This window comes from Paenactinomyces guangxiensis (assembly GCF_016055185.1).
Lineage (GTDB): Bacteria > Bacillota > Bacilli > Thermoactinomycetales > Thermoactinomycetaceae > Paenactinomyces > Paenactinomyces guangxiensis.
This window is the reverse complement of sequence record NZ_JAECVR010000026.1, coordinates 21940-45218: the sequence shown is the minus strand read 5'-3', so window position 1 is coordinate 45218 and position 23279 is coordinate 21940. Positions and strand designations below refer to the sequence as shown.

At 47.3% G+C, this 23279-nt stretch carries 29 protein-coding genes and 1 pseudogene; 27 read left to right on the top strand and 3 right to left on the bottom strand.

Annotated elements, in window-relative coordinates:
* The 6 genes from I8U27_RS20780 to I8U27_RS18130 form a co-directional block, all read left to right on the top strand.
* The coding region (locus I8U27_RS20780) for a hypothetical protein (protein ID WP_220186043.1) at window positions 1-235 on the top strand (235 nt) is incomplete at its 5' end.
* On the top strand, window positions 216-1307 hold the full coding sequence (locus I8U27_RS18150; protein ID WP_181754449.1) for a quinone-dependent dihydroorotate dehydrogenase: 1092 nt from the start codon (window positions 216-218) through the stop codon (window positions 1305-1307). The genes I8U27_RS20780 and I8U27_RS18150, both read left to right, overlap by 20 nt.
* Window positions 1308-1434: 127 nt before the next feature.
* Window positions 1435-1611: a hypothetical protein gene (locus I8U27_RS18145; protein WP_181754442.1), complete on the top strand. Its 177-nt coding sequence runs from the start codon at window positions 1435-1437 to the stop codon at window positions 1609-1611.
* Between the two features lie 147 nt (window positions 1612-1758).
* A complete protein-coding gene (locus I8U27_RS18140) occupies window positions 1759-2184 on the top strand; it encodes an RNA-guided endonuclease InsQ/TnpB family protein (protein WP_198065901.1) in 426 nt (141 codons plus the stop codon).
* Window positions 2159-2719: an RNA-guided endonuclease InsQ/TnpB family protein gene (locus I8U27_RS18135; protein ID WP_198065902.1), complete on the top strand. Its 561-nt coding sequence runs from the start codon at window positions 2159-2161 to the stop codon at window positions 2717-2719. The genes I8U27_RS18140 and I8U27_RS18135 overlap by 26 nt, the downstream gene beginning before the upstream one ends.
* A 45-nt stretch (window positions 2720-2764) precedes the next feature.
* Complete coding sequence (locus I8U27_RS18130; protein ID WP_181754441.1) at window positions 2765-3199, top strand: hypothetical protein; 435 nt, start codon at window positions 2765-2767, stop codon at window positions 3197-3199.
* On the opposite strand, the gene I8U27_RS18125 is transcribed toward I8U27_RS18130, so the two are convergent.
* Together I8U27_RS18125 and I8U27_RS18120 are read right to left on the bottom strand one after the other, a co-directional pair.
* On the bottom strand, window positions 3176-3343 hold the full coding sequence (locus I8U27_RS18125) for a hypothetical protein (protein ID WP_181754438.1): 168 nt from the start codon (window positions 3341-3343) through the stop codon (window positions 3176-3178). The genes I8U27_RS18130 and I8U27_RS18125 overlap by 24 nt on opposite strands.
* 119 nt (window positions 3344-3462) lie before the next feature.
* On the bottom strand, window positions 3463-4095 hold the full coding sequence (locus I8U27_RS18120; protein WP_181754436.1) for a TetR/AcrR family transcriptional regulator: 633 nt from the start codon (window positions 4093-4095) through the stop codon (window positions 3463-3465).
* Window positions 4096-4334: 239 nt separating this feature from the next.
* Here I8U27_RS18120 and I8U27_RS18115 point away from each other — a divergent pair, with 239 nt between their 5' ends.
* From I8U27_RS18115 to I8U27_RS21445, 12 genes and pseudogenes are all read left to right on the top strand, one after another.
* Entirely contained in the window at window positions 4335-4730 is a 396-nt protein-coding gene (locus I8U27_RS18115; protein ID WP_309506182.1) for a PEP-utilizing enzyme, read from the top strand.
* A gap of 303 nt (window positions 4731-5033) precedes the next feature.
* Window positions 5034-5600 carry a non-canonical purine NTP pyrophosphatase gene (locus tag I8U27_RS18110; protein WP_181754433.1) on the top strand — a complete coding sequence of 189 codons (567 nt, stop codon included), beginning with the start codon at window positions 5034-5036 and terminating at the stop codon, window positions 5598-5600.
* 110 nt (window positions 5601-5710) lie between these two features.
* Entirely contained in the window at window positions 5711-6889 is a 1179-nt protein-coding gene (gene hisZ, locus I8U27_RS18105) for an ATP phosphoribosyltransferase regulatory subunit (protein WP_181754431.1), read from the top strand.
* A complete protein-coding gene (gene hisG, locus I8U27_RS18100) occupies window positions 6882-7520 on the top strand; it encodes an ATP phosphoribosyltransferase (RefSeq protein ID WP_181754429.1) in 639 nt (212 codons plus the stop codon). Before hisZ ends, hisG begins: the two co-directional genes overlap by 8 nt.
* Window positions 7517-8809: a histidinol dehydrogenase gene (gene hisD, locus I8U27_RS18095; protein WP_181754427.1), complete on the top strand. Its 1293-nt coding sequence runs from the start codon at window positions 7517-7519 to the stop codon at window positions 8807-8809. Before hisG ends, hisD begins: the two co-directional genes overlap by 4 nt.
* Before the next feature lie 7 nt (window positions 8810-8816).
* The gene (gene hisB, locus I8U27_RS18090) at window positions 8817-9401 is read left to right on the top strand and encodes an imidazoleglycerol-phosphate dehydratase HisB (RefSeq protein WP_181754447.1); all 585 of its coding nucleotides are present in this window, start codon (window positions 8817-8819) and stop codon (window positions 9399-9401) included.
* The gene (gene hisH, locus I8U27_RS18085) at window positions 9401-10018 is read left to right on the top strand and encodes an imidazole glycerol phosphate synthase subunit HisH (protein WP_181754425.1); all 618 of its coding nucleotides are present in this window, start codon (window positions 9401-9403) and stop codon (window positions 10016-10018) included. Before hisB ends, hisH begins: the two co-directional genes overlap by 1 nt.
* Complete coding sequence (gene hisA / locus I8U27_RS18080; protein WP_181754424.1) at window positions 10019-10762, top strand: 1-(5-phosphoribosyl)-5-[(5-phosphoribosylamino)methylideneamino]imidazole-4-carboxamide isomerase; 744 nt, start codon at window positions 10019-10021, stop codon at window positions 10760-10762.
* Window positions 10759-11517, top strand: coding sequence for an imidazole glycerol phosphate synthase subunit HisF (hisF, locus tag I8U27_RS18075; RefSeq protein ID WP_181754422.1), 759 nt, complete (start codon window positions 10759-10761; stop codon window positions 11515-11517). Before hisA ends, hisF begins: the two co-directional genes overlap by 4 nt.
* Window positions 11514-12158 carry a bifunctional phosphoribosyl-AMP cyclohydrolase/phosphoribosyl-ATP diphosphatase HisIE gene (gene hisIE, locus I8U27_RS18070; protein WP_181754420.1) on the top strand — a complete coding sequence of 215 codons (645 nt, stop codon included), beginning with the start codon at window positions 11514-11516 and terminating at the stop codon, window positions 12156-12158. Before hisF ends, hisIE begins: the two co-directional genes overlap by 4 nt.
* Before the next feature lie 1198 nt (window positions 12159-13356).
* Window positions 13357-14118: a cupin domain-containing protein gene (locus I8U27_RS18065; protein ID WP_232345632.1), complete on the top strand. Its 762-nt coding sequence runs from the start codon at window positions 13357-13359 to the stop codon at window positions 14116-14118.
* 52 nt (window positions 14119-14170) lie between these two features.
* Window positions 14171-14284, top strand: a pseudogene (locus I8U27_RS21445) (Tn3 family transposase); the annotation flags it as partial.
* A 460-nt stretch (window positions 14285-14744) separates the two neighbouring features.
* Here I8U27_RS21445 and I8U27_RS18055 read toward each other — a convergent pair.
* Window positions 14745-15737 carry a protein-L-isoaspartate O-methyltransferase family protein gene (locus tag I8U27_RS18055; protein WP_181754419.1) on the bottom strand — a complete coding sequence of 331 codons (993 nt, stop codon included), beginning with the start codon at window positions 15735-15737 and terminating at the stop codon, window positions 14745-14747.
* A 135-nt stretch (window positions 15738-15872) separates the two neighbouring features.
* Here I8U27_RS18055 and ribD point away from each other — a divergent pair, with 135 nt between their 5' ends.
* From ribD to I8U27_RS18010, 9 genes are all read left to right on the top strand, one after another.
* Window positions 15873-16322, top strand: a complete 450-nt coding sequence (gene ribD, locus I8U27_RS18050; RefSeq protein WP_181754417.1) for a bifunctional diaminohydroxyphosphoribosylaminopyrimidine deaminase/5-amino-6-(5-phosphoribosylamino)uracil reductase RibD — start codon at window positions 15873-15875, stop codon at window positions 16320-16322.
* Window positions 16323-16475: 153 nt separating this feature from the next.
* On the top strand, window positions 16476-16658 hold the full coding sequence (locus I8U27_RS18045; protein WP_181754415.1) for a hypothetical protein: 183 nt from the start codon (window positions 16476-16478) through the stop codon (window positions 16656-16658).
* Window positions 16655-16846 carry a hypothetical protein gene (locus tag I8U27_RS18040; protein WP_181754414.1) on the top strand — a complete coding sequence of 64 codons (192 nt, stop codon included), beginning with the start codon at window positions 16655-16657 and terminating at the stop codon, window positions 16844-16846. The genes I8U27_RS18045 and I8U27_RS18040 overlap by 4 nt, the downstream gene beginning before the upstream one ends.
* Window positions 16847-16912: 66 nt before the next feature.
* Entirely contained in the window at window positions 16913-17068 is a 156-nt protein-coding gene (locus I8U27_RS18035; RefSeq protein ID WP_181754412.1) for a hypothetical protein, read from the top strand.
* Between the two features lie 982 nt (window positions 17069-18050).
* Window positions 18051-19766, top strand: coding sequence for a tetratricopeptide repeat protein (locus I8U27_RS18030; protein ID WP_181754409.1), 1716 nt, complete (start codon window positions 18051-18053; stop codon window positions 19764-19766).
* Window positions 19767-19786: 20 nt separating this feature from the next.
* Window positions 19787-20104 (top strand): thioredoxin family protein, encoded by a 318-nt coding sequence (locus tag I8U27_RS18025; protein ID WP_181754407.1) that lies wholly within the window; start codon window positions 19787-19789, stop codon window positions 20102-20104.
* 280 nt (window positions 20105-20384) lie between these two features.
* Complete coding sequence (locus I8U27_RS18020) at window positions 20385-21344, top strand: ROK family glucokinase (protein WP_220186040.1); 960 nt, start codon at window positions 20385-20387, stop codon at window positions 21342-21344.
* A 42-nt stretch (window positions 21345-21386) separates the two neighbouring features.
* Window positions 21387-22262 carry an RNase adapter RapZ gene (rapZ, locus tag I8U27_RS18015; protein ID WP_374057946.1) on the top strand — a complete coding sequence of 292 codons (876 nt, stop codon included), beginning with the start codon at window positions 21387-21389 and terminating at the stop codon, window positions 22260-22262.
* Window positions 22263-22267: 5 nt separating this feature from the next.
* Window positions 22268-23272 (top strand): gluconeogenesis factor YvcK family protein, encoded by a 1005-nt coding sequence (locus I8U27_RS18010; RefSeq protein ID WP_309506181.1) that lies wholly within the window; start codon window positions 22268-22270, stop codon window positions 23270-23272.
* Window positions 23273-23279: the final 7 nt, after the last annotated feature.

The window sequence follows — 23279 nt, the reverse complement described above, 5'->3', positions numbered from 1 at the left end:
TCGCCCCTTTAGTAAATGTTTAGTGGTACATTCATTTTACTACAACGGGGCGATTTCTTTTTTGATCTTTCTCAAAAAAACTACAAAAAAGCTCGGGGCCCCATCCTTTTGGGACAGCCCCCAACCAAGCACTGATCACTTTGCAGAATCGAATTTTATTCTCAATTGTGGTATGCTACCTAACGAAGCTTTGAGCGGAAAGGAAACTTCTGATGATCTACTCTTCCCTTCGTAAAATCCTGTTTCAAATCAACCCGGAGACGGCGCATGAATGGACCATTCGCAGTTTGAACATCATGCAGTCCAACTCTGTCTTAAAAAACTGGTTTCAAAAGAAAATGACGGTAACCGATTCCCGCTTGTCGACGGAATGTCTGGGACTTCACTTTCCCAATCCGGTGGGGCTGGCAGCCGGTTTTGACAAGCATGCCGGCGTATATCCCGCTTTTGCCGCGCTTGGCTTTGGATTTGTGGAAGTGGGAACCCTCACCCCCCGTCCGCAACCGGGGAATCCGAGTCCCCGCCTGTTTCGCCTTCCCCCGGACCAGGCATTGATCAATCGTATGGGTTTTAACAACCACGGTGTCGAGCAGGCCAAACAAACCTTTGAACACCTGCCAAGGCCCCCGATCCCGATTGGCATTAACCTGGGAAAAAATAAAGACACCCCCAATGAACAGGCGTCCCGGGACTATCTCACCGGGTTAAAAACCCTGTATGGGTACGGGGATTACTTTGTCATCAATATCAGTTCCCCTAACACCAAAGGATTGCGCGATCTGCAACAGGTTGATGCATTAGGCCGTTTACTGACTGATATTTTAGCGAGACGAAACGAACTGGCGGACCAAACAGGCAAACATCGTCCTGTCCTGCTCAAAATCGCCCCCGATCTGTCTCCGGAATCACTGTCTGATATTATAAAAACAGCCCTCCATCTGGAGATCGACGGCGTCATTGCCACCAACACCACCCTTTCGCGGGAAGGACTGCAATCCGCCCGGCAAAATGAAGCCGGGGGCTTAAGCGGCAGACCGCTCACCCGTCGTTCTACCGAGCTGATCCGCCAGATCTATGCCATCACCGGGGGAAAGATCCCTATCATCGGCGTGGGAGGCATTTTTACCGGAAAAGATGCTTATGATAAAATTCGTGCCGGCGCGAACCTGATTCAAGTCTACACAGGCATGATTTACCGCGGGCCATCGATTGCCCGGTTGATCAACGAAGAATTATTGCAATTGCTTGAACAGGATCAACTCTCCTCCATCCGGGAAGCGGTCGGACTGGACCATCATAAAAACTGAGTCAGCATGGCTCAGTTTTTTGTTTTGCAAATTCCTTCCGGTTCACCGCAAAAAAAGTTCGCTATTTTCTCTTTTCCCCTCTTGAAACAAGAACAATTCGTATAAAATATTGGACAAGGAGAGGTGAATGGATATGTCCGCGCTTGATTTTCACAAATGGTATGAAGAATGCCGTGTCAATCTCGATGTTCACAATGAGGCCCCGCCCAAATCCGGGCCCAAGAAACGATATCAGCCACCAACCATCGATGATGACCAAATAGAGTTTATGTATTGCTTGGTATCCCCTTATGGGGATGATTAGAGCGACATTTTTGCAGTTTTTCTCTAGATTATGTGTAAGATGAATCGAATGTATATGGTATACGATTCGTATGAAGGAGGAACCAGGTGAAACAGGAGAGAAACGTTACACAAGTACGTTGAAAACCAAAGAAAGGAGTGAGACCCCATGAGGAAGGCGTACAAGTTTAAGCTGAACCCCACCCCAGAGCAGATCAGGAAGATCGAATGGACTCTTTCCATGTGCCGCTGGTTGTATAACTGTATGTTAGAGCAAAGAAAGACCGCTTATAAACATTATGGGATTACACTCAACTACAACAAGCAAGCCACCGAACTCCCTTCCGTCAAAAAAGAATGTCCGGAGTTTAAAGAGATTCATTCGCAAGTGCTTCAAGATGTAGCGAAACGCCTGCAGAAAGCTTTTGATGCTTTCTTCCTCAGAATAAAGAGGGGAGAGAAAGCAGGATACCCCCGCTTTCAAGGAAAGAACCGCTACGATAGCTTCACGTATCCCCAGAGTGGGTTTGCTCTTGAGGGGAAATTTCTGAAACTATCCAAGATCGGGAATATTCGTCGCGACTTCAGAGGGTGAGCACCGTAAAAACCATCAATACCTCAGACGTTCAGAACGTAAGATCAAGTACCTGCAGCGAATGGTTTCACGCAGAAAGAAAGGATCAAACCGCAGACGAAAAGCGGTTGCTCTGCTTGCGAAGGCATGGGAACAAATCGCGAATCGCAGAAAAGACACGGCCCATAAAGTGAGCCGTGAACTGGTCGATCGCTATGATCTCATTGTTTTTGAAGACCTGAAAATCAATCACATGGTGAAAAACCGTCACCTTGCGAAGAGCATCTATGATGCGTGTTGGGGAATGCTCATCCAATTCACCACTTACAAAGCAGAATACGCTGGTAAAAAAGTAGAATGGGTAGACCCCTGCAACACATCACAGGCTTGCTCGGAGTGTGGGCGGATCGTGAAGAAAAAACTGGGGGAACGCATCCATCGTTGCTCTTGCGGATATACCGCAGACCGGGATGTGAACGCAGCACGGAATATTCTGCAAAAAGCAGAGGGCTACATTCCCGAACGACCCGGTCAACGGGAATTCAACCTTGCTTAGGGCATGGAACATGCCTTCGTGGATGGTAGTGGGTGGCCACGCCAGATGAAACGAGAAGATCGCCATTTCAATGGCGAGAGGTTCACTGGAATTGCGATCGGTTCCGGGGCCGGAGGGCTGATCGTAAAGGTGGGTACGCTGTCCGGTTTAGGGTGGTTCAGCAGTCTGTGCCAGTTGTTGTCGCTCATTTTAGTAATCATAAGTATTCTATTCGTTAAAAAGAAAAGATTAATACAAAAAAAGCATTCAGCAAAATCATCCCTGACGAACCGATTCAACCCGGGGACGGGAGATTGTGAAATGTCCCGTCCCCGGGTTGTTGTTTTCAAGAAAAAAATAATACCCGGGAACCAAGAGAACCCGGATGTATTTGTAAACCCACTCCACAAAACAGGGAAATACGCTTTATATACAGGGGATATGGAAGCGGTAGCCGTTTTGGTTCAGTCTGCTCTGTTACTGAGCCAGGAAACCGGCTAGAAAACAAACAAGTCCCAGGATAATTGGTTCCAGGGATGTGCTCTTTCCCCGGAAGACCAGATAAATGCCAATCAGTTCGAGGACGACTCCAATTCCTAAAAAGATATTTCCAAGCCCAATCATCGTGACGTCCTCCCCCTTCATGCAAAAATCCTCTTTATCTCTATTTATTCGTAAAGAGATTTGATTTTTTGTCCACAGTGGGGAGGGTTTTTTAAATTTTAGACAGGACACCTAGAAGAAATGAAAAAATGCCGTGGACTTTATTGTCTCCCGGCCTGATCATTTTGCCGGCCTCCGTTAGCGGGCTTTCCCATCAGGCCATAAAAAAAGAGAGCAGATAATTCCCGTGACAGGCGCAAGTTCCGCTTCGGGTCGTCAGACAGTGTGTCCAGCCGGTACTTTGCCTCTTTAAACATATGAATATATTTTAAAATCGCCTCTACAGAAATATCTTGATTAATATAACCCTGGCTCTTGCCTTTTTCGATCAGCTTCAGCAAAACGGGAAGTCCGTGTGTTTGAAATTGTTCTTCGACCACTCTCCGAATTTCAGGATCATTGGAAATGAATGATTGAAGAAACTCCGGATTAAGCACCCCGGTAAATTGTGTTTTCTCATTGATAAATTGATCAATCATTTCAGGAAAGGCGATATCGCTTTCAACCAGCTCCCGGTATTCTTGCCACCCTTTATTCATGCAGTCCACAATCACATCCTGCAACAGCCCGTCTTTACTGCCAAAGTAATTGTATATCGTCACCTGGGATACATTGGCCTTCTCCGCGATTTCCGAAATACTCACCTTTTGGACACCATAGGCGGAGAAAAGCTCAAAAGCTGCCCGGCGAATGTTTTCTTTTTTTCTTTCCTTGCGGCGCTGGAATCCATCCATCTTGTTCACCTCATGTTAAGGGTACTAAATAATTTGAAATAAAACAACAAAATAAGTTCAAAACCTGTTGCCGAAGATGGCTGGATCAGATATTATGAAATTTATAAAGGGGAATATTTCACAAAATAAATTTGAGCATATCATGCAAGCAGAAAAGTGGATCTTTTTCTTTCAACCTGAAGTGAAAATGCCTTGTACAGGAGAAGTTGGGGTGCAATCAAATCAAGGGGGGTTCCCGTGTGTTGACAAGTGAAGGGGAAGTGATCACAGGTGTTCGCAGCAATGCTCAGGCTCCTCCGGACGCTTTGCTCGGAACCCCTGTTTCCGCAGGCGTTGCAGAGGGTTACGTCAAAGTTGTTCTTCATCCGGGAGAAGGAAAATTGAAGAAAGGGGACATTTTAGTCGCGCCATTCACTGATCCGGGCTGGGCGCCTCTGTTCCATTCAGCCAAAGCACTGGTGACGGAAGTTGGCGGTTTGATGACCCATGGGTCCGTAGTGGCACGGGAATACGGAATTCCGCCAGTTGTCGGCGTAGACAATGCGACGAAAACGTTAAAAGACGGCCAATATGTCAGAATCGACGGTTCACGGGGCTTTGTGCAAATACTGAACGAAAAAGGCAAACAGCCATAAAACAGTAGCTATATCCGGAATCAGGATGAGTTCTTTCATTTGGCGGGGCGGGTTTTCCCGCCTTTTTTATTTCCGCCGATCGGGGAACTTTTCATGAGTGGGGGTAATTGTTCCCGGGCAGACTCATATTGACATGCTTTCATATCTCCGTCATTTGTATGAGGTACAGGGATGATCGTGGTTCCTCTGCTTTTTTGAAAGGTAATCGTAGTTTAATATTGATAAGAATGGTTTAAACATACTCAACTCTCATTGGCTTATCTTGTTTGTTATTCAGATCATACAGGGTGGGAGGGAAAACGATTGGAGCTTTTATTTGCAACGAAAAATAAAGCAAAACTGGCAGAGGCAAGTCAGGTGTTGTCCCGCTGCGGGATTGAGGTGGTCAGCTTTGACATCGATTTGTCTGAACCGGACGCAGGGACGGTAGAACAGGTAGCACAGATGAAGTTGCAACAAGTGATGGTTCTGGGAAAAAACCGGGTGATGGTTGATGATGCCGGAATCTTTTTCGCCGCGTATCCCGAATTTCCGGGGGTGTTGACAAGACGCATCTTCAATCTGATCGGTTATCGCGGGATCAGCAAACTGCTCACAGGGGAATCCAGACAGGCCTGGTTTAAAGGAACAGTGGCAATCTGTTGGGACGGGCAGATTCGCACATTTTCTGGGATCACCAGAGGGCGGATTGCGGATGCATTTTCTGAAGAGATAGAGGCTGATCCCAGATTTCCTTTTGATTCCATTTTTATCCCGGAAGGAGATACCAGGGCTTTACAAGAGATGCCTGTGGAAGAGCGGCTGGCTTATTCCTATCGCCGCCGGGCCCTGGAAAAGATGGCGGAGTGGTTGAAAATCGTCGGAAAATAGGGATGGCTGTAAAAGAAGGATAGCCAGTTGCAGAGAGTCGTGTTATACTGGGAACATTGAATCCTTTAGTATATTAGCAAACTAAAGTATCCAGCGAAGGAGTGTAAATGATGTCCAAACCGCGCATGTTTGAAAAACCGACGGGATTTCGAGACTTCCCTCCTCAGTTAGCCATGAAAAAACGGATGATTGAAGAGCGGGTGCAAACCAGGTTTGAGCGCTGGGGCTACCAGGAAGTATGCACTCCTACGTTGGAGTTTTTCGATATCGTCGGAAATGCGAGCGCCATCCCGGAACAAAAAATGTTTAAATGTATTGACCGGGAAGGAAACACTCTGGTATTGCGCCCGGACCAGACAGCTCCGATTGCCCGGCTGGTCGCCTCTGTTCTGAAGCATGAACCACTGCCTTTGCGCCTCTTTTACCATGCGAGCGTGTTTCGGGGGCAAGAGCATGAAGCCGGAAGAAACGCGGAGTTTTATCAGTCAGGAGTAGAACTGATCGGTGAATCCGGCGCTGAAGCGGATGCGGAAGTGCTTGCCCTGGCAGTAGAAGCATTAAAGGCATGCGAGATCAAAGCGTTTCAGTTGACCGTGGGGCATGTGGGATTATTAGACGGATTTCTTCGTGAACGGATTGAAGATGAGGCGGTGCGTGTCAATCTTAAAGAAAACCTGGGCAGACGTGACATGGTCAGCTTTCGCGGACAGGTACAGGCTCTCAACCTGGAGGCGTCCGTCCAAGAGGAATTGATTTCCTTCTTGCGGTTGAAGGAAGACCGGAAACAGTTCAAACAAATCGCTTCTCTCACGCGTTCTTCTGTCGTGATGGAGGCGGTTCACCATCTGGAAGGGGTGTGGAGCCACCTGGAAGATTACGGATTGTCGTCTTATGTGGCCTTTGATCCCGGTCTGGTAGGAAGCCTCAATTATTATACCGGGGTTTATTTTGAAGGATATGCGGCGGGGCAGGGATTCCCTCTGTTGAGCGGGGGAAGGTACGACCGGTTGCTCGACTGTTTTCATCGTTCTCTTCCCGCGACGGGCTTCGCTTTAAAGACGGATCGTTTGATGGAAGCCTGTCCGGCAACTCCGGTCCGCCCGGTGAAAATCGGCTTGTTTTATCGGCCGGAGGTTAAAAAACAAGCGATTGAAAAAGCACGTCAATGGAGGGACGAAGGGTTTATTGTAGTGTCCCATATGCTGACGAAGCAAATGAATCCCGCTTCATACGCCGGATCTTTTGACCGTCTGCTGATGGTGACAGAGGGAGGAGTTCAGGATGTCTGATTTAACCATCGCTATGCCGAAAGGACGTATTTTTGATGAAGCGCTACATTTGTTGCGCAACGCGAACCTGCCGATCCCCGAGTCGTTTGCTGCGGATTCCCGAAAACTGACCATTTCCCTCCCTGATGCGGGGCTCTCTTTTTTTCTGGCCAAGCCGATGGATGTACCTACTTATGTGGAATACGGGGTTGCTGATCTCGGTGTTGTCGGCAAGGATGTATTGCTGGAAGAATCGAGAGATGTGTATGAAATCCTGGATTTAAAGATCAGCCCGTGCCGCATTGCTGTTGCAGGAATGCCGGACTGGAAGCCCGTTTTATATCCCCGGGTGGCGACCAAATACCCAAAGATTGCCGAACGTTATTTTAAGGAGCAAGGCCAGCAGGTTGAAGTGATTTATCTGAATGGCTCGATTGAATTGGCTCCTATCATCGGATTGGCTGACCGCATTGTTGATATTGTCTCAACAGGGCAAACACTGAAGGAAAACGGATTGGTAGAACTGGAGCAGATTACAACCGTTACTTCACGCTTAATAGCCAATCGGGCCAGTTACCGGTTGAAAAACAACCTGATTCAATCATTTTGCGACCGCCTGACCGAAGCGGTTCAAGGGAGTGTTTATGCATGATCGCTATTGTCCGGCCGGAAACCTTAAATACACACAGGGAGATTGGGAGCGGAACAGACAGACAAAAGGAGGCTGTCAACGAGATTCTGGCACTGGTTAAAACAGAGGGGGATCAAGCTCTGTTCCGGTTGACGGAACGATTTGACCGTGCCAGGTTAAATACACTGAAAGTGGAAAAAGAGGAGTTCGAGGCCGCTTTTGCAGAAGTAGATGATACATTTGTTCAGGCCCTCAAAGAAGCGGCAGAACGCATTCGGCGTTACCATGAAAAGCAAAAGCGCAACTCCTGGATGGAGACAGAAGCAGACGGGACGATTCTGGGGCAAATCATTCGTCCGCTGGAAAGAGTTGGGGTTTATGTGCCCGGAGGAAGGGCGGCTTATCCTTCTTCAGTATTGATGAATATCATTCCCGCCCGGGTCGCCGGGGTGGAAGAGATTGTGATGGTTACACCGCCACAGTCCGATGGAACTGTCCCCCCTCCGACACTGGTAGCGGCAAGCATTGCCGGAGCCGGAAGGGTTTATAAAGTCGGGGGTGCCCAGGCTGTTGCCGCACTCGCCTACGGGACGGAGTCGATTCCGGCAGTTGACAAAATTGTCGGGCCGGGGAATATTTACGTCACACTCGCCAAGCAGGCGGTCTATGGAAAAGTAGATATTGACAGCATTGCCGGCCCGAGTGAAATTGTCGTGGTTGCCGATGAAACGGCGAATCCCCGGTTTGTGGCCGCCGATATGCTCTCACAGGCTGAACATGATCCCCTTGCGTCCGCTGTACTGATTACTCCCTCTGCCGGTTTGGCCGATCAGGTGGCGAAAGAATTGGAACAGCAGTGCAACCAGTTGGAACGAAAAGAGATTGCTGCTGCTTCTTTAAAAGAACACGGGTCGATCTGCATCACGAAGGATTTGCCGGAAGCGTTTGAAGTTGTGAACCGGCTGGCACCGGAACATTTGGAATTGCTTGTGGCCGATCCCTGGAACTGGCTGGGAAAGGTGAAACATGCCGGCGCTGTTTTTCTGGGCCCTTACAGCCCTGAACCGGTCGGAGATTATTTTGCGGGTCCCAATCACGTGCTTCCGACCAATGGAACAGCGCGTTTCTTTTCTCCTCTGAATGTGGACCACTTTATGAAAAAAACAAGTGTCCTCTCGTACAGCCGGGAAGCTTTATTCCGGGATGGAGCCAAAGTGATGGAGCTGGCCCGTGCGGAAGGATTGGGCGCCCACGCTGCCTCAATCCGGGTGAGGTTAGAACGAAAAGAAGAAGGTGAGGAGCTTGTCTGATCAGTATCTGCGTGTGGGTACGGTGGAACGTGTTACTTATGAAACAGCCATTTCGCTTACTTTTCATGTGGACGGAACAGGTAAAACAGAGTTGAACACAGGCGTCCCTTTTCTTGAGCATATGCTGGATCTGTTTGCCAAACATGGTCAATTTGATCTGCAAATCAAGGCGAAAGGGGATACCCTGGTGGATGATCACCATACGGTTGAGGATATCGCCATTTGCCTGGGTCAGGCCCTTCGGGAAGCTCTGGGAGATAAAAGGGGAATCCGCCGGTACGGAAATGCCTTTGTGCCGATGGATGAGTCACTGGGGCAAGTGGTCATCGACTTATCCAACCGGCCCCATCTGGAGTTTCGCGCTGAATTTCCCGGTGCACAGGTGGGAACATTTGCAACGGAACTGGTACATGAATTTTTCTGGAAGCTGGCACTCGAAGCGAGGATGAATCTCCATGTCATCATGCACTACGGGTACAACACCCATCATATGATCGAGTCTTTATTTAAAGCGCTCGGGCGTGCGCTTGATGAAGCAACCCGGATCGACCCCCGGGTGCAAGGGGTTCCTTCTTCCAAGGGGGTATTGTAATGATTGCCATTATTGATTACGGGATGGGGAATCTCCACAGTGTCAGCAAAGCGTTGGAGCGGATGGGACACCAGTATGTCATTACTTCAGACCCGCAAACCATCCGTCGGGCCGATGGCCTCATTTTACCGGGAGTAGGTGCTTTTGGCGATGCGATGCATGAATTAGAGGCAAGGGGGCTCGCCTCGCTCATCAAAGAGATGGCCCTGAAGGAGAAACCGCTGCTCGGGATTTGTCTGGGCATGCAATTGCTGTTTACCAGCAGTGATGAACACGGGTATCATCAGGGGCTAAATTTGCTCCCAGGCCATGTTGTTCAATTAGCAGGAGATTACAATATTCCTCACATGGGCTGGAATTGGTTATCTTTCAAACACCCTCATCCTTTATTTCAAGGACTTGAAGAGGGGCATGTCTATTTTGTGCATTCTTTTCATGTCCAGGCGGATAATGATGAAGATGTGATCGGAACCACCGATTATTACCAGACTGTAACCGCGGTTGTGGCACGGCACCAGATATACGGAATGCAATTTCACCCGGAGAAAAGCGGCGAACTCGGCTTGCAACTGCTGAACCGGTTTGCCCGTTTAACAAAGGCAAAGGTGGGGGTATAAATGGGTTTTATCTTATACCCGGCGATTGATATTCGCGGCGGGAAATGTGTCCGCCTGATCCAGGGGGACTACTACAGGGAAACCGTATACGGGGAAGATCCGGTTGCCGTGGCGGAGCGCTGGATCAATGCCGGGGCCCGGTGGCTTCATATCGTTGATCTGGACGCGGCACGTTCCGGGGAACTGGCAAATTTACCGGTCATTGAAAAATTGACGCAGATCAGCCCGGTTCCAATTCAAGTTGGCGGGGGCGTGCGAGATATGGACCGGTTGCAGAGGCTGCTGGATATTGGTATCAGCCGTGTCGTGATCGGTTCGGCTGCGATTGATAACCCCGGATTTGTCCGCGATGCCTTGACTCAGTATGGAAAACAGATCGCCATCGGCCTCGATGCCCGTGACGGAAAAGTGGCCACACACGGTTGGCTGGACACGTCAGAAGTTCAAGCGGAAGAATTGGCGCGGGACATGGCTGATTATGGCGCGGAAACATTTATTTTCACAGATATCTCCCGGGATGGCATGCTCTCTGGTGCCAATGTGGAGGCAGTACGCAATCTTGCTCAAGCATGCGGAAAAGCTGTCATTGCCTCCGGCGGGGTCCGTTCTGTAGAAGATATTCGCCAGCTGGCCGGGGCCCGGGCGGAAGGGGTTGCCGGAGCCATTATCGGTAAAGCTTTATATACGGGATCGATCCAATTGACGGAAGCTTTAGCGGCAGCGGCGGAGGTGAAAAACGGATGATCACCAAGCGAATTATCCCCTGTCTGGATGTAAAAGAGGGGCGGGTTGTCAAGGGAGTCTCTTTTGTTAATCTGCGTGACGCCGGTGACCCTGTTGAACTGGCGGCTCTTTATGACCGCGAGCGGGCCGATGAACTTGTGTTTCTCGACATTTCAGCTTCCCATGAAGGGAGAAAGACGATGCGGGAAGTGGTGCGAAAAGCGGCGGCTGAGCTGAGTATCCCGTTTACGGTCGGGGGAGGAATCAGCACGGTTGAGGATATGTTTGAGATTTTGCGCGCCGGTGCCGATAAAGTTTCAATTAACACTTCTGCCGTGTTAAACCCTGAGCTGATCGAAGCGGGGGCCCGCCGTTTTGGCAGCCAATGCATCGTGGTAGCGATGGACGCCAAATATGATGCAGAATCGGAAGACTGGCTGATCTACACTCACGGCGGCCGCAAAGAGACCGGACGGCGGGCGGTGGAGTGGGCCAAAGAAGCGGTGGAGCGGGGAGCCGGAGAGATTTTGCTGACCAGCATGGATCAGGACGGCCGGAAGAATGGATATGACTTACCCTTAACCCGTGCCATCAGCGAAGCAGTCCAGGTTCCGGTCATTGCCTCCGGCGGGGCGGGCCGTGAACAACATTTTGCCGATGTATTTACAAAAACAGAAGCTTCCGCTGCATTGGCCGCTTCTATTTTTCATTTTCAGGAAATATCGATTCACAGCGTCAAATCTTATCTGAAGGAAAAAGGGGTGGAGGTCCGTTGAAATTAAACTTTGATCCTGCAACTGTCAAATACGGTGAAGATGGGCTGATCCCCGTGATTGTCCAGGATGCGGCAAGCAAGGAAGTACTGACTCTCGCCTATATGAACAAAGAGTCGCTCGAACTGACCATTAACCAGGAGGAAACCTGGTTTTTCAGCCGTTCCCGCAGGTCTCTCTGGCATAAAGGAGAAACTTCCGGCCATACGCAAAAAGTAGTCGCTTTAAGCTATGACTGCGACAGAGACGCGATTCTGGCACAGGTGGTTCCTGCCGGACCCGCCTGCCATACAGGGTCCTACAGTTGTTTTGAAGGGACGGAAAAAAACCGGAATGATCGCTTTCATATTTTAAATCAGCTGGAAACCCTCATTGCCGAACGTGAAGCAGAACGGCCTGAAGGTGCGTATACAACCTATCTCTTTGACAAAGGATTGGATAAGATCCTGAAAAAAGTGGGAGAAGAAACGGCGGAAGTGATCATTGCCGCCAAGAATCGCTCAGCAGACGAATTGCGCTATGAAACGGCTGATTTACTCTATCATTTGCTGGTATTGTTGCGGGAAGCAAAATTGCCTCTGGATGAAGTGCTCATGGAGCTGGAAAAAAGGCACGGGACAAAACAGAAGGTGAATGCAACATAAAACAGTTGGGGCAAAACCCGGCTGTTTTTTAATGTTGAGGAAAGATCATAGCGGAGTGATTGATTCAAGTGGATAGGCTCATTTGAAATCATCGCCCGAAAGCAGAAAACGTTTCACTTAAACCACGGAGTATAATCAGTAGCCACCCGAATGAAATTCCCGTTCATATCATAATTTGCCTTGCATTTTCTACAGGTGTTGATAAAACTGTACAATACGACAACAGTTTTGCATTTGATACAGTTGATTTTGTCGGGGTCTCCCCTTAAGAAGGACATTTGACCCTCTCCTCTCCCCGGAGATTCATTATGAACAGGAAATATTATACAGTAAAAATATGGTTAATTACCATTATATTGTAAAATGCTATCCTTTAGCAACAGAAATTATTTGTAGTTATATGGAGTTTTCAACTTAAACGGAACTTATTTATTCATGAACGAATTGGTTTATAATCAGAGAGAACAAAAAACCAGGTATTTAACCCGGTTTTTTTGGAGCCCGTTTTGGATAGTAAACGAATGGTATCAAGCTCTTTCATAAACGCCAAATATGTTGAGTAGTCGGAGTGAGATGGACAAGTTTTCTTCATGAATTCAATTGAGTAATATTTGATAAATACCCAACCGTCATTACGCTCCAAGGTTCAAGATCTCTTTTACAGTGAAATAGATTTGGTCTCAATCGCCGCAAACATAAAGCTTGTGTTTACCAGACATGACGGTCTGGCTTTTTTTCGGGACGGGAACCAACTGCGCTTCCTTCAAATAGAATCCACAGAAGTATTTCATTCGTTCACTTTAAAAGAAAGGATTTACAAACAAATGGCAGAGCACGTTAAGGAGGCGTGAGGGATGGGATGATCACATAACGTTTGAATCATTGACTAAAAAAACAGCGTGAAGTGTTGGAGAACTACACTAATCCCCTTAATCCACTAAGATATAAAGGCGGACGGTATGACGAGATGGAGTTAATAAACCCTACACGAGACCTTTTTCCGATCACCGAATCAGTCAACCATTACAGGGTACCGCCAGCAATTTAACCCTCGTGAATCAAACAACCCGGGATGTTTCCACTCTAAGACAAAACCCCCAACGGATCTTTTTTTCTCATTGAAAATGGAACGCCCAGACAAATGCTCCCCTCTGGGCATATGTATATTAGTAAAGACTTTTGCCCAGGAGGGATCATCATGATCGTTCAGCATTGTCAGGCTGTTTGCGATAACATGGTTATCATGGTGGCTTACATGCCCGATGCCGCCTTCCGCAGCAGACAACTTCGCTTGCTCCGGGATTGCGCCGACATCTGTGCGTTGACCGACCAGATGCTGGCCCGATGCCGCTATATCTCCAAACAAATGGCACTCCGCTGTGCCCGCATTTGTGAACTATCCGGTCAGGAATGCATGAAATACCTGGACCCGCACTCTCAGCACTGCGCGCAGGTCTGTCTACATTGCGCCTCTGTTTGTCGGGCCTATGCGAGTGGTTATGCAAATCGATTTATCCAAGAAGGCAATATAGAATTAAAAGATTATGGAGGAAAACCGTTTGTTGTAAATATTAATAAAGCAGCTAAGCAAAATAATACGTTTCGTACCGCCTTATGGACAGGAGATCATTTACAAGTGACCGTGATGAGTATCGATGTTGGGGATGACATCGGTTTAGAGATTCATCCTAACGTTGATCAATTTTTACGTATTGAAGAAGGGCAAGGATTGGTTCAAATGGGTGATCGGAAAGATCAATTGGATTTTGAAGCAGAAGTTTATGATGATTATGCCATCATGGTACCTGCTGGTACATGGCACAATTTAATCAATACAGGGGATATACCACTGAAACTTTACTCAATTTATGCGCCACCTGAGCATCCTTTCGGTACTGTTCATAAAACGAAAGCAGACGCAATGGAAACTGAAGAAGAGGGTAGTGTGAGATACGTGTAATATATACAGTTCAGGTGGGAGTAAATGGTAAATTCCGAGATGGACGCCCAAATTGCGTGCCCGCGGGATGGAGATTCCGGAAGAATATCTGCAATACCTTTCTCCCTTGGGGTGGGAACACATTACGTTCAACGGAGACTATGTCTGGAACCTCAAGCAACGGATCGACATCAATAACCCGCGGGCCGCTCCGGGAAAGAATCGTGTTGATGAAAAGTGCCACCGACAAACGGTAAAGGGTATTCCAGAAATTTTTATTTTTCCCACTTATACCGGATGATTTCAGTGGTGAAGGATTGAAGGGGGTATGGTGGGTACTCAAACAAACAAAAAGCCCCTGAAAAACGTAATCAGAGAGCGTAGGCAGAGCTTTTCTGACGACTGCGACCACAAAAATCCTGGGCCAAAGAAGCAAAATAGGGAGATCGTTTGGAAACTTCCCCTAGCAAAATCTCTTCAATTTCTTGTTTAGTTGCGAGGCATTTGCCAAGAAAAACACACATTTTCCAAACTCAAAATCAAATACTTGAATCTCATGCTTTTTCCAATCGCCACAAACATAAAGCTTGTGTTTGCCAGACCCTATGATCCGGCTCTCTTTCGGAATAGGAATCAACCGCTCCTCCTTAAAATTTTAACTTCACACGAACTTCCTCATTTTCTACAACCGGCTTTAGTGCAGAATAACCTGGTTTTCCTCTGTTGCACCAATCTTTCAAACACGATTCCAGTTGGTCAGCCTCTTTAGATGATCCTGAACGGAAATAGGCCGAGCCGTCCAACGCTAAGAGCGCAAACCCTGATGGTGAACTAATACCGATCAAAGATCCACTCTCATCATCATATGCAGTTGTCAACCCCTCCAGATTCAAAGCCAACAGATAGGCACGAAATTCCCTTGCTTCATCACCTCCTTTAATTGGGCCAGATTTCACTTCTTTCTCATTAAGAAGACTCACCCAGTCCATCCAACTTTTTCTGCTCTTCAACCATGTGGAACTTGCCCAGGCAACTGTTTCTTTTTCGGATTTAATCACAATATCTGCATCAAGCTCCGGCCCGAACGATTCATAATCGGGGGAATCATTCATGAGAATGTAACCTCCGGGAATAACCACATCGCCCTGGATGTGACAGTTCTCCTTCTTGAACCGAGCAATCACTGTGGTATCTGCAATGGGAAATGTTTTGAATGGAGAAACGATTAAACCCTGTTCACTTAATTGCTTCGACCATTGCTTCGGAAAATATTGTGCCGTTTCCCACGCGACGATACGGTCATAAGGTGCACCCTCTGTATAGCCTTTGCGCCCGTCTCCAGTGAAAAACGAAACATTGGATTGATGTTGAAACAATTGCTTTGCCCAGATGGTCATCTCCGGCTCAATATCAATAGATACGACTGATCCCTCATCACCGACCAGATATTTCAAGAGTGCTGTACTGTAACCGGAACCTGTTCCAATTTCCAATACTTTCATTCCTGGTTGAATATCCAATAACTCAAGTGATTTTACAATCGCTCTGGTTGCAGTAGATTGTGTGATCTGTGTACCATCTTGTCTTAATACGTAAGTATCCCGATTGACGGCTTTTATGGCTTCATCTATCAATTTCATTGAAAAACCTCCTATTTTGGATGTATTGGAGCTTGGACTCCAGTTCAAGAAATATTAGGTTCAACATTTCAAAATCCTATCAGATTTTTTTATATTTAATTCAAAATATTTATTCCATTCCTAGGAGGATAACCGATGAAAACGGATTTAGAGTTTATGATGGAAGCTGTAAAAGAAGGAAAATTAGCCCGGGGTAAAACCGGAACCAATCCACCCGTGGGAGCGATCATTGTTCAAAACGGAGAAATTGTTGGGAGAGGACATACGAGCGAATTAGGCGGTCCACATGCTGAAGTGAATGCTTTAAGGGCTGCCGGAGATCAAGCAAAGGGAGCAACCGTTTATTGCACATTAGAACCCTGTGCTCATTGGGGAAGAACTGGCCCTTGCTGTGAAGCACTGGTGGAAGCAGGAGTGAAACGGGTTGTCGTTGGCATTCGGGACCCTTTTCCAAAGGTGGATGGAAAGGGAATGGATTACCTTTTAAAGCACGGTGTCGAGGTGACAGTCGGTTTCTGTGAGGAGGAAATCAAAAAGGATCTAAAAGAGTTTCTTGATAGAGTAGCGAAAGGTGAACAGGGTTAAAAGGAACACTCAGCATCCCATCTGGGCTCGGGAGCTGAGTGTTCTTTTTTCATTGCCTGCCCGATAGAAAAAAATAATCCTGAGAAAAAGCCGTTTTGCAACGAATCATGCATTTGAAATTGGACACTTTAAAAAGAGAGGAGGAGATATATGATGCGACCTTTTAAAACGGGTGAACAGGTGATTGAAACAGGTGACTATCTCAGCGAAATGGGAGAACAAAAGTTTTACCGGGAAGGAGAAACATTTGGAGTCGATCCGGCAACCGGTGAGGAAACTACCTGGATTCGGGAAGTTGAAGCATGCGGTCCTGTTCTGCGCATTGATCTGATGTGACTGCAAAGGGGATCGGGACATATGAACATAATCATGTCATCGGTTATACGACATTGGCGTTAAAAAACCTGGATTATTCAAAAGATGAGATTTGGGCAGTGATTCACGAAATGCACCGGTTATTTGATGATAAATCGGAAGAAGAAGCCCCCGAACAGGCCGATACTTTTCTGTGGGAGAACAGTTAATCACTAACTGGTTAAGCTTGTTGCACAAAAGGCTGCAACTTTTAAAGGACAGGTGAATTGGCAAATATGAAAAAGAACGATAAGCGGGAAACGAACAAAGAGGTAGAAAAACACAACAACACAGTGGGTGCGGATGGCACCCCGACAATTGCAGGACAGCATGAAGATGCCATTCGTTCCGAAAAATTACGCTACGAAAATGCGGATGAAATATATAAGTGACAAAGGGATATCAAATGTTGTAAAAAAACGGAGTTTTTTCCAGGCGGGAGTTTTGGTTTCTATTTCATAAGGACGATTGGCAGAACCAAAAAGACCACTGCAAGTATTCCGCTGCCGAACAAAATACCCATGATCATGACTGCCATTTTCCAAAACTTTAAATCTGCAGCCCATGCGTTGATCCTGTCTGCTCCTTTTTTAATTTGGCTCTTCCAAGTGAGGGAGCAAAACATAAACACAAAAAGGAGGCCGCTCATATATAGAATAATTCTTAGAGGGGCATCCCCCAATCCATAGACAAAGCCGAGCAGGGCAAATAAGGTGGAGTATATAAAATTTTATATCAGGCTCAGTTGGATCATCTCCTTAATAAATACTTCGCAATCCTGTTCTCTTAATTATGTGTTTGTTGGTTGGGAATCAATCATTATTTGGTTTCTTCCCTTTTTTGATTCTGCTAATGTATCGAAAAATAATCAGGTATTCTACCTTTTTTAATTATCAAGCGTTCTGGCATAATTAAAGAAGCATCGTCTATGTCAAAAAACTCAATCTGCAAACGAATGATATATTTGAAATGTCATTCATGGAAGTTTTGAAATCTTTTTCTCTTCAGGATCACACCTGCGATATAATAAAAAAAGTATAAATAATTTTAAATGAAGAAGAGACCACTATGCAGGCTGACCTTTTTCCAAAATGATGGCTTTTTCGGTACCGCCCAGTGTGGCTGAAAAAATAAGGACGTATTTACATAAACGCCTTGGTAAATCACGATTTGGCCGTTTTAATAGGTATACTCTTTATGATCCGTAGTTCTTTCGGCAACCCCCTTGCTCATTACAGGCAATTGGGATCATTGAATCAAAGGGATCAAAGAGTACACGGTTTTGCTTCGGTGTAATTTGTTTTAAATTATGTTATACTTTCTCAAGTACCAGACCGCCAGCGACTCACTAAACCTGCTGGTTGGAGGGAAGATATGAAAAAATCACAAATCGGTTTGGACAGCAAAAACAAAAAAGTGGTTCGTCTGCAACTGGACGCGGGCTTCTTTTTTGAACGGGCTGTCCGTTCACTGGATCGTCACCGCTATGATAAAGCGGTAAAATATTTTCGGTTAGCGATGGAGAAAGAGCCTGATAACCCTGTGAACCATTGTAATTTAGCAGGTGTATTGTCAGAACTGGGCAGGTATGAGGAATCGAATGAAATACTTGAAACCGTACTTACCGATGTTGATCCGGATTTGTACGAGTGTCTTTTTTATATGGCCAATAACTCCACCAACATGGGAGAGTATGAGTTGGCAGAGGATTACTTATTAGAGTATTTAAGCCTTGATCCTGAAGGGGAATATGCTGAGGACGCAGAAGAGATGTTGGAGATGGTCGCCTATGAGATGGGACGGCCGCCCCGGGAGCCAGTGCCCGCAGCACTTCCCGCGTATATGCAAAAACATGAGGAAGCCCGGCTGCATCTCGAAGAAGGGCGTTTTCTCCAGGCGATTGAACTGTTGGAAGAACTGGTGGAGGAAAAGCCGGATTTTCTTGCCGCAAGTAATAATTTGGCTTTAGCATACTACTATACGGGCCGGATGGAAGAGGCGATGAAATGCATTGGGCGGGTGTTGGAAGCGGATCCGGCGAATTTGCACGCCCTGTGTAATCTCGCCGTTTTGTCCTGCCATATGGGGGAAGGGGAAGTCGGTCGGCAGATTATTGACACTTTAAAAAAATTGGTCCCGTTTCATAAAGAGCATACTTATAAACTGGCGACAACACTGGGAATCCTGGGTGAACATCCGGTGGCATTTGAACTGTTTGTCCGTCTGCTTAAAGTGGAAGATCAACCGGATGCCAGCCTCTATCACTATGCCGCGGCTGCCGCTTGCAATACAGGCCGCCTGAGCCTGGCGCAAAAGTACTGGAAAAAAGCTTCCGCGTTGGACCCCGACTCCGATGTGGCACGGTTCTATTTAGGCCAGATTGACGAGTGGCTTAACCGGGGGGAGACGGTGATTCCGACTGTCAGTTACCATTATCATCTTCCGTTTGAAGAGCAGATGATGAGAGTGGATCAAGACGGTTCCAATCACTATCTGATCGCCCAGTTAAAGTCCAATCCTCTGCTCCGTTCCTCTTTTTTCTGGGCGCTGGATCATGGAGACCATCAGACCAAATTGCAGGTACTGCATGTTTTGGGGTGGGTGGGCGACAGCGAAGTGGAACAGTTGTTACGCCAATTTTTATTGCGCCCCGAGGAAGATGATGAATTAAAAAAGGCTGCTTTACTTATCCTGCGACATTTGCAAGCCCAACCTCCGTATGTGGTTTGGCTGGAGGACAGGATGGTTGAGCTGGGGGAAGAAGAAAGCACGGAGCCGGTGCAATCCAGGGAGGAAAGATGGGGGCAAGTGCTGGAATGTTGTTTAAGCGGAATGAAAGAGTACAGCACCCGTCAGCAAAGTGATGCCAAAATGTTATGGAGTGAATTTACCCGGAAGCAGTTGCCGGACTTACCCATTGTGCGTAAGGTAGAAGCCTGGGCAGCCGCTTTTGAGTATGTGGTGGCGAAACATCATGGCCTTTCGCTCACCCAGACCCGTGTGGCAGAAAAATATGAGGTTTCTCCTTCCACTGTTGCCCGCAATGTGAAACAATTGGCACCTGTTGCCCAAAAATGCTTGAAGGTGTAAATCCAAGGAGGGAGCATCGTATGGAAAAGTTGAACTCCGAATCATTTTCATCCTTTATTCGTGAAGGAGACAAAGTGGTTGAATTTAGTGCCGACTGGTGTGTTGATTGCAAACGGATCGCCCCTGACATGCCGGCCATTGCAGAAGAGTTTGCCGACAAGTTTTCGTTTGCCGTTCTGGATGTGGACGAATCCCGGAACATTGCCGAACAGTATGATGTAAAGGGAATTCCCACTTTTATCGTCTTTCGCAACGGGGAAGAGGTGGATCGCCTTCCGAGCCGGAATGCGAAAACAAAAGAGCAGATTGAAACGTTTCTGTCCGGTTTGAAAGGATAAGTGTTTTACATTTATTTAAAGAAATAATAACAGGGGATCTAATCTTCTGATCTATACTGGACAGGACCCCCTTAGATGATAAATGTTTCAAATTATTTTTTCTCTGAAGGCGGACTTGTGCCGCTTCTTTTTTTGCCCGGAATTCTTGTTGTTCAGAGGTGCTAAAGATGGTATTCTAATCAACAAGTAGTGAAAGCGCATGCAAGGATTTTATAATATTGGGAACCATTCTGTGAATGAACTTTTTTTATAGATATTACTTCTAAGGAGTTTGCAGATCATGGAAAAAAGATATATTGGTGTGGATCTCGGCGGAACCAGTATGAAAATGGGGGTGGTTGACGGTACCGGTCACATTGTCTGTGAAATGGAACAACCTACATTGGGACAAGAGGGGCCCGACGGTGTCATCAAACGCATGATTTCCCATGCCAGAGATTTAGCAAACCAGTCCGGTACGCCCTGGGATCAGATTGGGGGAATCGGAGTTGGCCTGCCCGGTTTTTTGGATATTCCAAACGGAGTGGTCAAGCATCTGACCAACCTTGGCTGGAACGAGGTCCCCATCCGTGATCGATTACAAGCAGCCTGGGAACTGCCGGTTGTGATTAACAATGATGCCAACGTAGCTGCTCTGGGTGAAGCCTGGTGCGGCGCCGGAGCCGGTGTGGATGATGTGGTTTGTATCACTCTGGGAACAGGTGTAGGAGGGGGGATTATTGCAGGCGGCCGCCTAATTCAAGGCATGAACGGGTTTGCAGGCGAGATCGGCCATATACAGATGGATCCCCGCGGATATCAGTGTAACTGCGGGCAAACCGGCTGTTTGGAGACCATCTCTTCGGCAACCGGTATGGTTCGGATGGCAATGGAAGGGCTGAATGAGGGAAGGGTTTCCATTTTAAAGGAAATGGTGCCTGGACAAAACCAGTTAACCACCAGGGATCTTTTTGCAGCGGCTGCCCGGAATGACAAGCTGGCGCAAGAAGTTATTGACAGGGCGATTGACGCGTTGGCCCGTGCGCTGGCGATACTTTCCGTGGTTCTGAATCCTGCCCGCTTTATTATTGGAGGAGGAGTTTCCAAAGCAGGAGATGCATTGTTTGAACCGCTTCGCCTTGCCTATGGGAAGGTGACACAAAAAAATGCGGCTCAGGGTGTAGAGATTTTACCTGCGAAGCTGGGCAACCAGGCGGGAATAATTGGCGCTGCTGGTCTTATCGCCCGTTCACCAAACTAAGGTATAATAGAGAGTAATGATTTGGATGAAGAGGTGATGGCCATGGAAAAGGAAAAGGAAGTAAATCTGCTCGTCATCACCGGAATGTCTGGAGCGGGGAAAACCGTAGCCGTACAAAGCCTTGAAGATTTAGGGTTTTTCTGTATTGATAACCTGCCTCCCATCTTGTTGCCCAAGTTTGCGGAGTTGCTGGAGCAATCGGAAGGGAAACTTCGCAAAGCAGCACTTGTGATTGACCTGAGGGGACGTGAATTTTTCTCTTCTCTCTTTGATTCTCTGGACCAATTGGAGAGACGGCATGGAATCCACTATCAGATTTTGTTTTTAGATGCCAGTGACCAGACTCTGGTTCGCCGATATAAAGAAACAAGGCGCAGACATCCGCTCTCTCCTGACGGCACACCGCTGGACGGGATTGTGCAGGAGCGGAAACTGCTTGAAGAAATTAAAGGGCGGGCGCACCAGATTATTGATACCAGCCAGTTAAAACCGGGTGACCTCAAAAAGAAAATCGCGATGCGCTTTTCTCACCTGGATCAGTCCGGGCTGGCGGTTACATTTCTCTCGTTTGGCTTTAAGCACGGCGTTCCGATTGATGCCGATCTTGTATTTGATGTGAGATTTTTGCCGAACCCCCACTATGTAGATTCACTTCGCCCGCAAACGGGTAAAGATCAAGATGTGGCGGAATATGTAATGAAATGGACGGAAACAAAGCAGTTCCTGGAGAAACTGACCGATATGTTCAGTTTTTTGTTGCCCCAATACAGTCGGGAAGGGAAAACCCAGTTAGTGATAGGAATCGGTTGTACAGGTGGAAAGCACCGTTCTGTTGCGATTGCAGAATATCTTTTTAACAAATTCAAAGATCAAGAGCGTTGCCGGGTGACACACCGAGACATCGAGAAAGGCGGATAAAAAAGGTGTCAATCAAGTCCGATTATGAGTCGAAAAGACCGGGCCGCCCGAACATTGTATGCATTGGAGGCGGAACAGGGTTATCTGTGATTTTGCGGGGATTGAAAAAGCTTCCGGTCGATATTACGGCCATCGTCACAGTAGCGGACGATGGAGGCAGTTCCGGCCGGCTGCGCAACGACCTGCAAATGCCCCCGCCGGGTGATATACGAAATGTGCTCGTTGCGCTGGCGGATACGGAACCGTTGTTGGAAAGTGTGTTCCAGTATCGTTTTGAAAACGGTGAAGGGTTAGCGGGACATACGCTTGGAAACCTGATGATCGCGGCGATGAAGGAAATTACCGGTGATTTTACGCAGGCAGTCAGAGAGATGAGCCGCGTTCTTGCTGTACGCGGACGGGTATTGCCCGCCAGTGAGCAGGACGTGGTTTTGCTGGCAGAGATGTCCGACGGAACCATTGTGAAAGGTGAATCGCAAATCCCGAAAATGGGAAAGCGGATTCGCCGTGTATTTCTGAATCCTCCTGATCCCAAACCGCTAGATGAAGCCCTGCGCGCTATCGAGGAAGCGGATGGAATCATCATGGGACCGGGCAGTCTTTATACAAGTATTCTACCGAATTTATTAGTAAAGGATATGAGTGAGTCGATTCGCTCCTCCCCTGCTGTTAAGATCTATATCTGCAATGTGATGACCCAGCCGGGTGAAACGGATGGTTTCACTGCGAGTGACCATATTAAGGCAATTTATGATCATGTCGGCGACCGCTTATTTGAGATTGCCATTATTAATAATGAAGTACCTCCGCTCTCGATTCAAAAACAGTATGCCGTGAGACAACAGCGAATGGTGATCCCGGATATTGAGCGGATTCATAAATTAGGTTGTCATGTCCTTGCAGATAATTTATTGTTATACCAGTCAGTGCTCAGACATGATGCAGACCGAATCAGCCGGCATATTCTGCGTTTGATTCGGGAAGAGATCCAACAGCGGCAAAGCGTTTAAAGAAGGG

What these genes read in the sequence shown, in the direction of transcription:
- I8U27_RS18145 (WP_181754442.1), top strand. Translation starts at nt 1,435, where the DNA reads ATGGATATGTCCGCGCTTGATTTTCACAAATGGTATGAAGAATGCCGT.
- I8U27_RS18140 (WP_198065901.1), top strand. Translation starts at nt 1,759, where the DNA reads ATGAGGAAGGCGTACAAGTTTAAGCTGAACCCCACCCCAGAGCAGATC.
- I8U27_RS18130 (WP_181754441.1), top strand. Translation starts at nt 2,765, where the DNA reads ATGAAACGAGAAGATCGCCATTTCAATGGCGAGAGGTTCACTGGAATT.
- I8U27_RS18125 (WP_181754438.1), bottom strand. Translation starts at nt 3,343, where the DNA reads ATGAAGGGGGAGGACGTCACGATGATTGGGCTTGGAAATATCTTTTTA.
- I8U27_RS18120 (WP_181754436.1), bottom strand. Translation starts at nt 4,095, where the DNA reads ATGGATGGATTCCAGCGCCGCAAGGAAAGAAAAAAAGAAAACATTCGC.
- hisZ (WP_181754431.1), top strand. Translation starts at nt 5,711, where the DNA reads ATGTCCAAACCGCGCATGTTTGAAAAACCGACGGGATTTCGAGACTTC.
- hisG (WP_181754429.1), top strand. Translation starts at nt 6,882, where the DNA reads ATGTCTGATTTAACCATCGCTATGCCGAAAGGACGTATTTTTGATGAA.
- hisD (WP_181754427.1), top strand. Translation starts at nt 7,517, where the DNA reads ATGATCGCTATTGTCCGGCCGGAAACCTTAAATACACACAGGGAGATT.
- hisH (WP_181754425.1), top strand. Translation starts at nt 9,401, where the DNA reads ATGATTGCCATTATTGATTACGGGATGGGGAATCTCCACAGTGTCAGC.
- hisA (WP_181754424.1), top strand. Translation starts at nt 10,019, where the DNA reads ATGGGTTTTATCTTATACCCGGCGATTGATATTCGCGGCGGGAAATGT.
- hisF (WP_181754422.1), top strand. Translation starts at nt 10,759, where the DNA reads ATGATCACCAAGCGAATTATCCCCTGTCTGGATGTAAAAGAGGGGCGG.
- I8U27_RS18065 (WP_232345632.1), top strand. Translation starts at nt 13,357, where the DNA reads ATGATCGTTCAGCATTGTCAGGCTGTTTGCGATAACATGGTTATCATG.
- I8U27_RS18055 (WP_181754419.1), bottom strand. Translation starts at nt 15,737, where the DNA reads ATGAAATTGATAGATGAAGCCATAAAAGCCGTCAATCGGGATACTTAC.
- ribD (WP_181754417.1), top strand. Translation starts at nt 15,873, where the DNA reads ATGAAAACGGATTTAGAGTTTATGATGGAAGCTGTAAAAGAAGGAAAA.
- I8U27_RS18045 (WP_181754415.1), top strand. Translation starts at nt 16,476, where the DNA reads ATGCGACCTTTTAAAACGGGTGAACAGGTGATTGAAACAGGTGACTAT.
- I8U27_RS18035 (WP_181754412.1), top strand. Translation starts at nt 16,913, where the DNA reads ATGAAAAAGAACGATAAGCGGGAAACGAACAAAGAGGTAGAAAAACAC.
- I8U27_RS18030 (WP_181754409.1), top strand. Translation starts at nt 18,051, where the DNA reads ATGAAAAAATCACAAATCGGTTTGGACAGCAAAAACAAAAAAGTGGTT.
- I8U27_RS18025 (WP_181754407.1), top strand. Translation starts at nt 19,787, where the DNA reads ATGGAAAAGTTGAACTCCGAATCATTTTCATCCTTTATTCGTGAAGGA.
- I8U27_RS18020 (WP_220186040.1), top strand. Translation starts at nt 20,385, where the DNA reads ATGGAAAAAAGATATATTGGTGTGGATCTCGGCGGAACCAGTATGAAA.
- rapZ (WP_374057946.1), top strand. Translation starts at nt 21,387, where the DNA reads ATGGAAAAGGAAAAGGAAGTAAATCTGCTCGTCATCACCGGAATGTCT.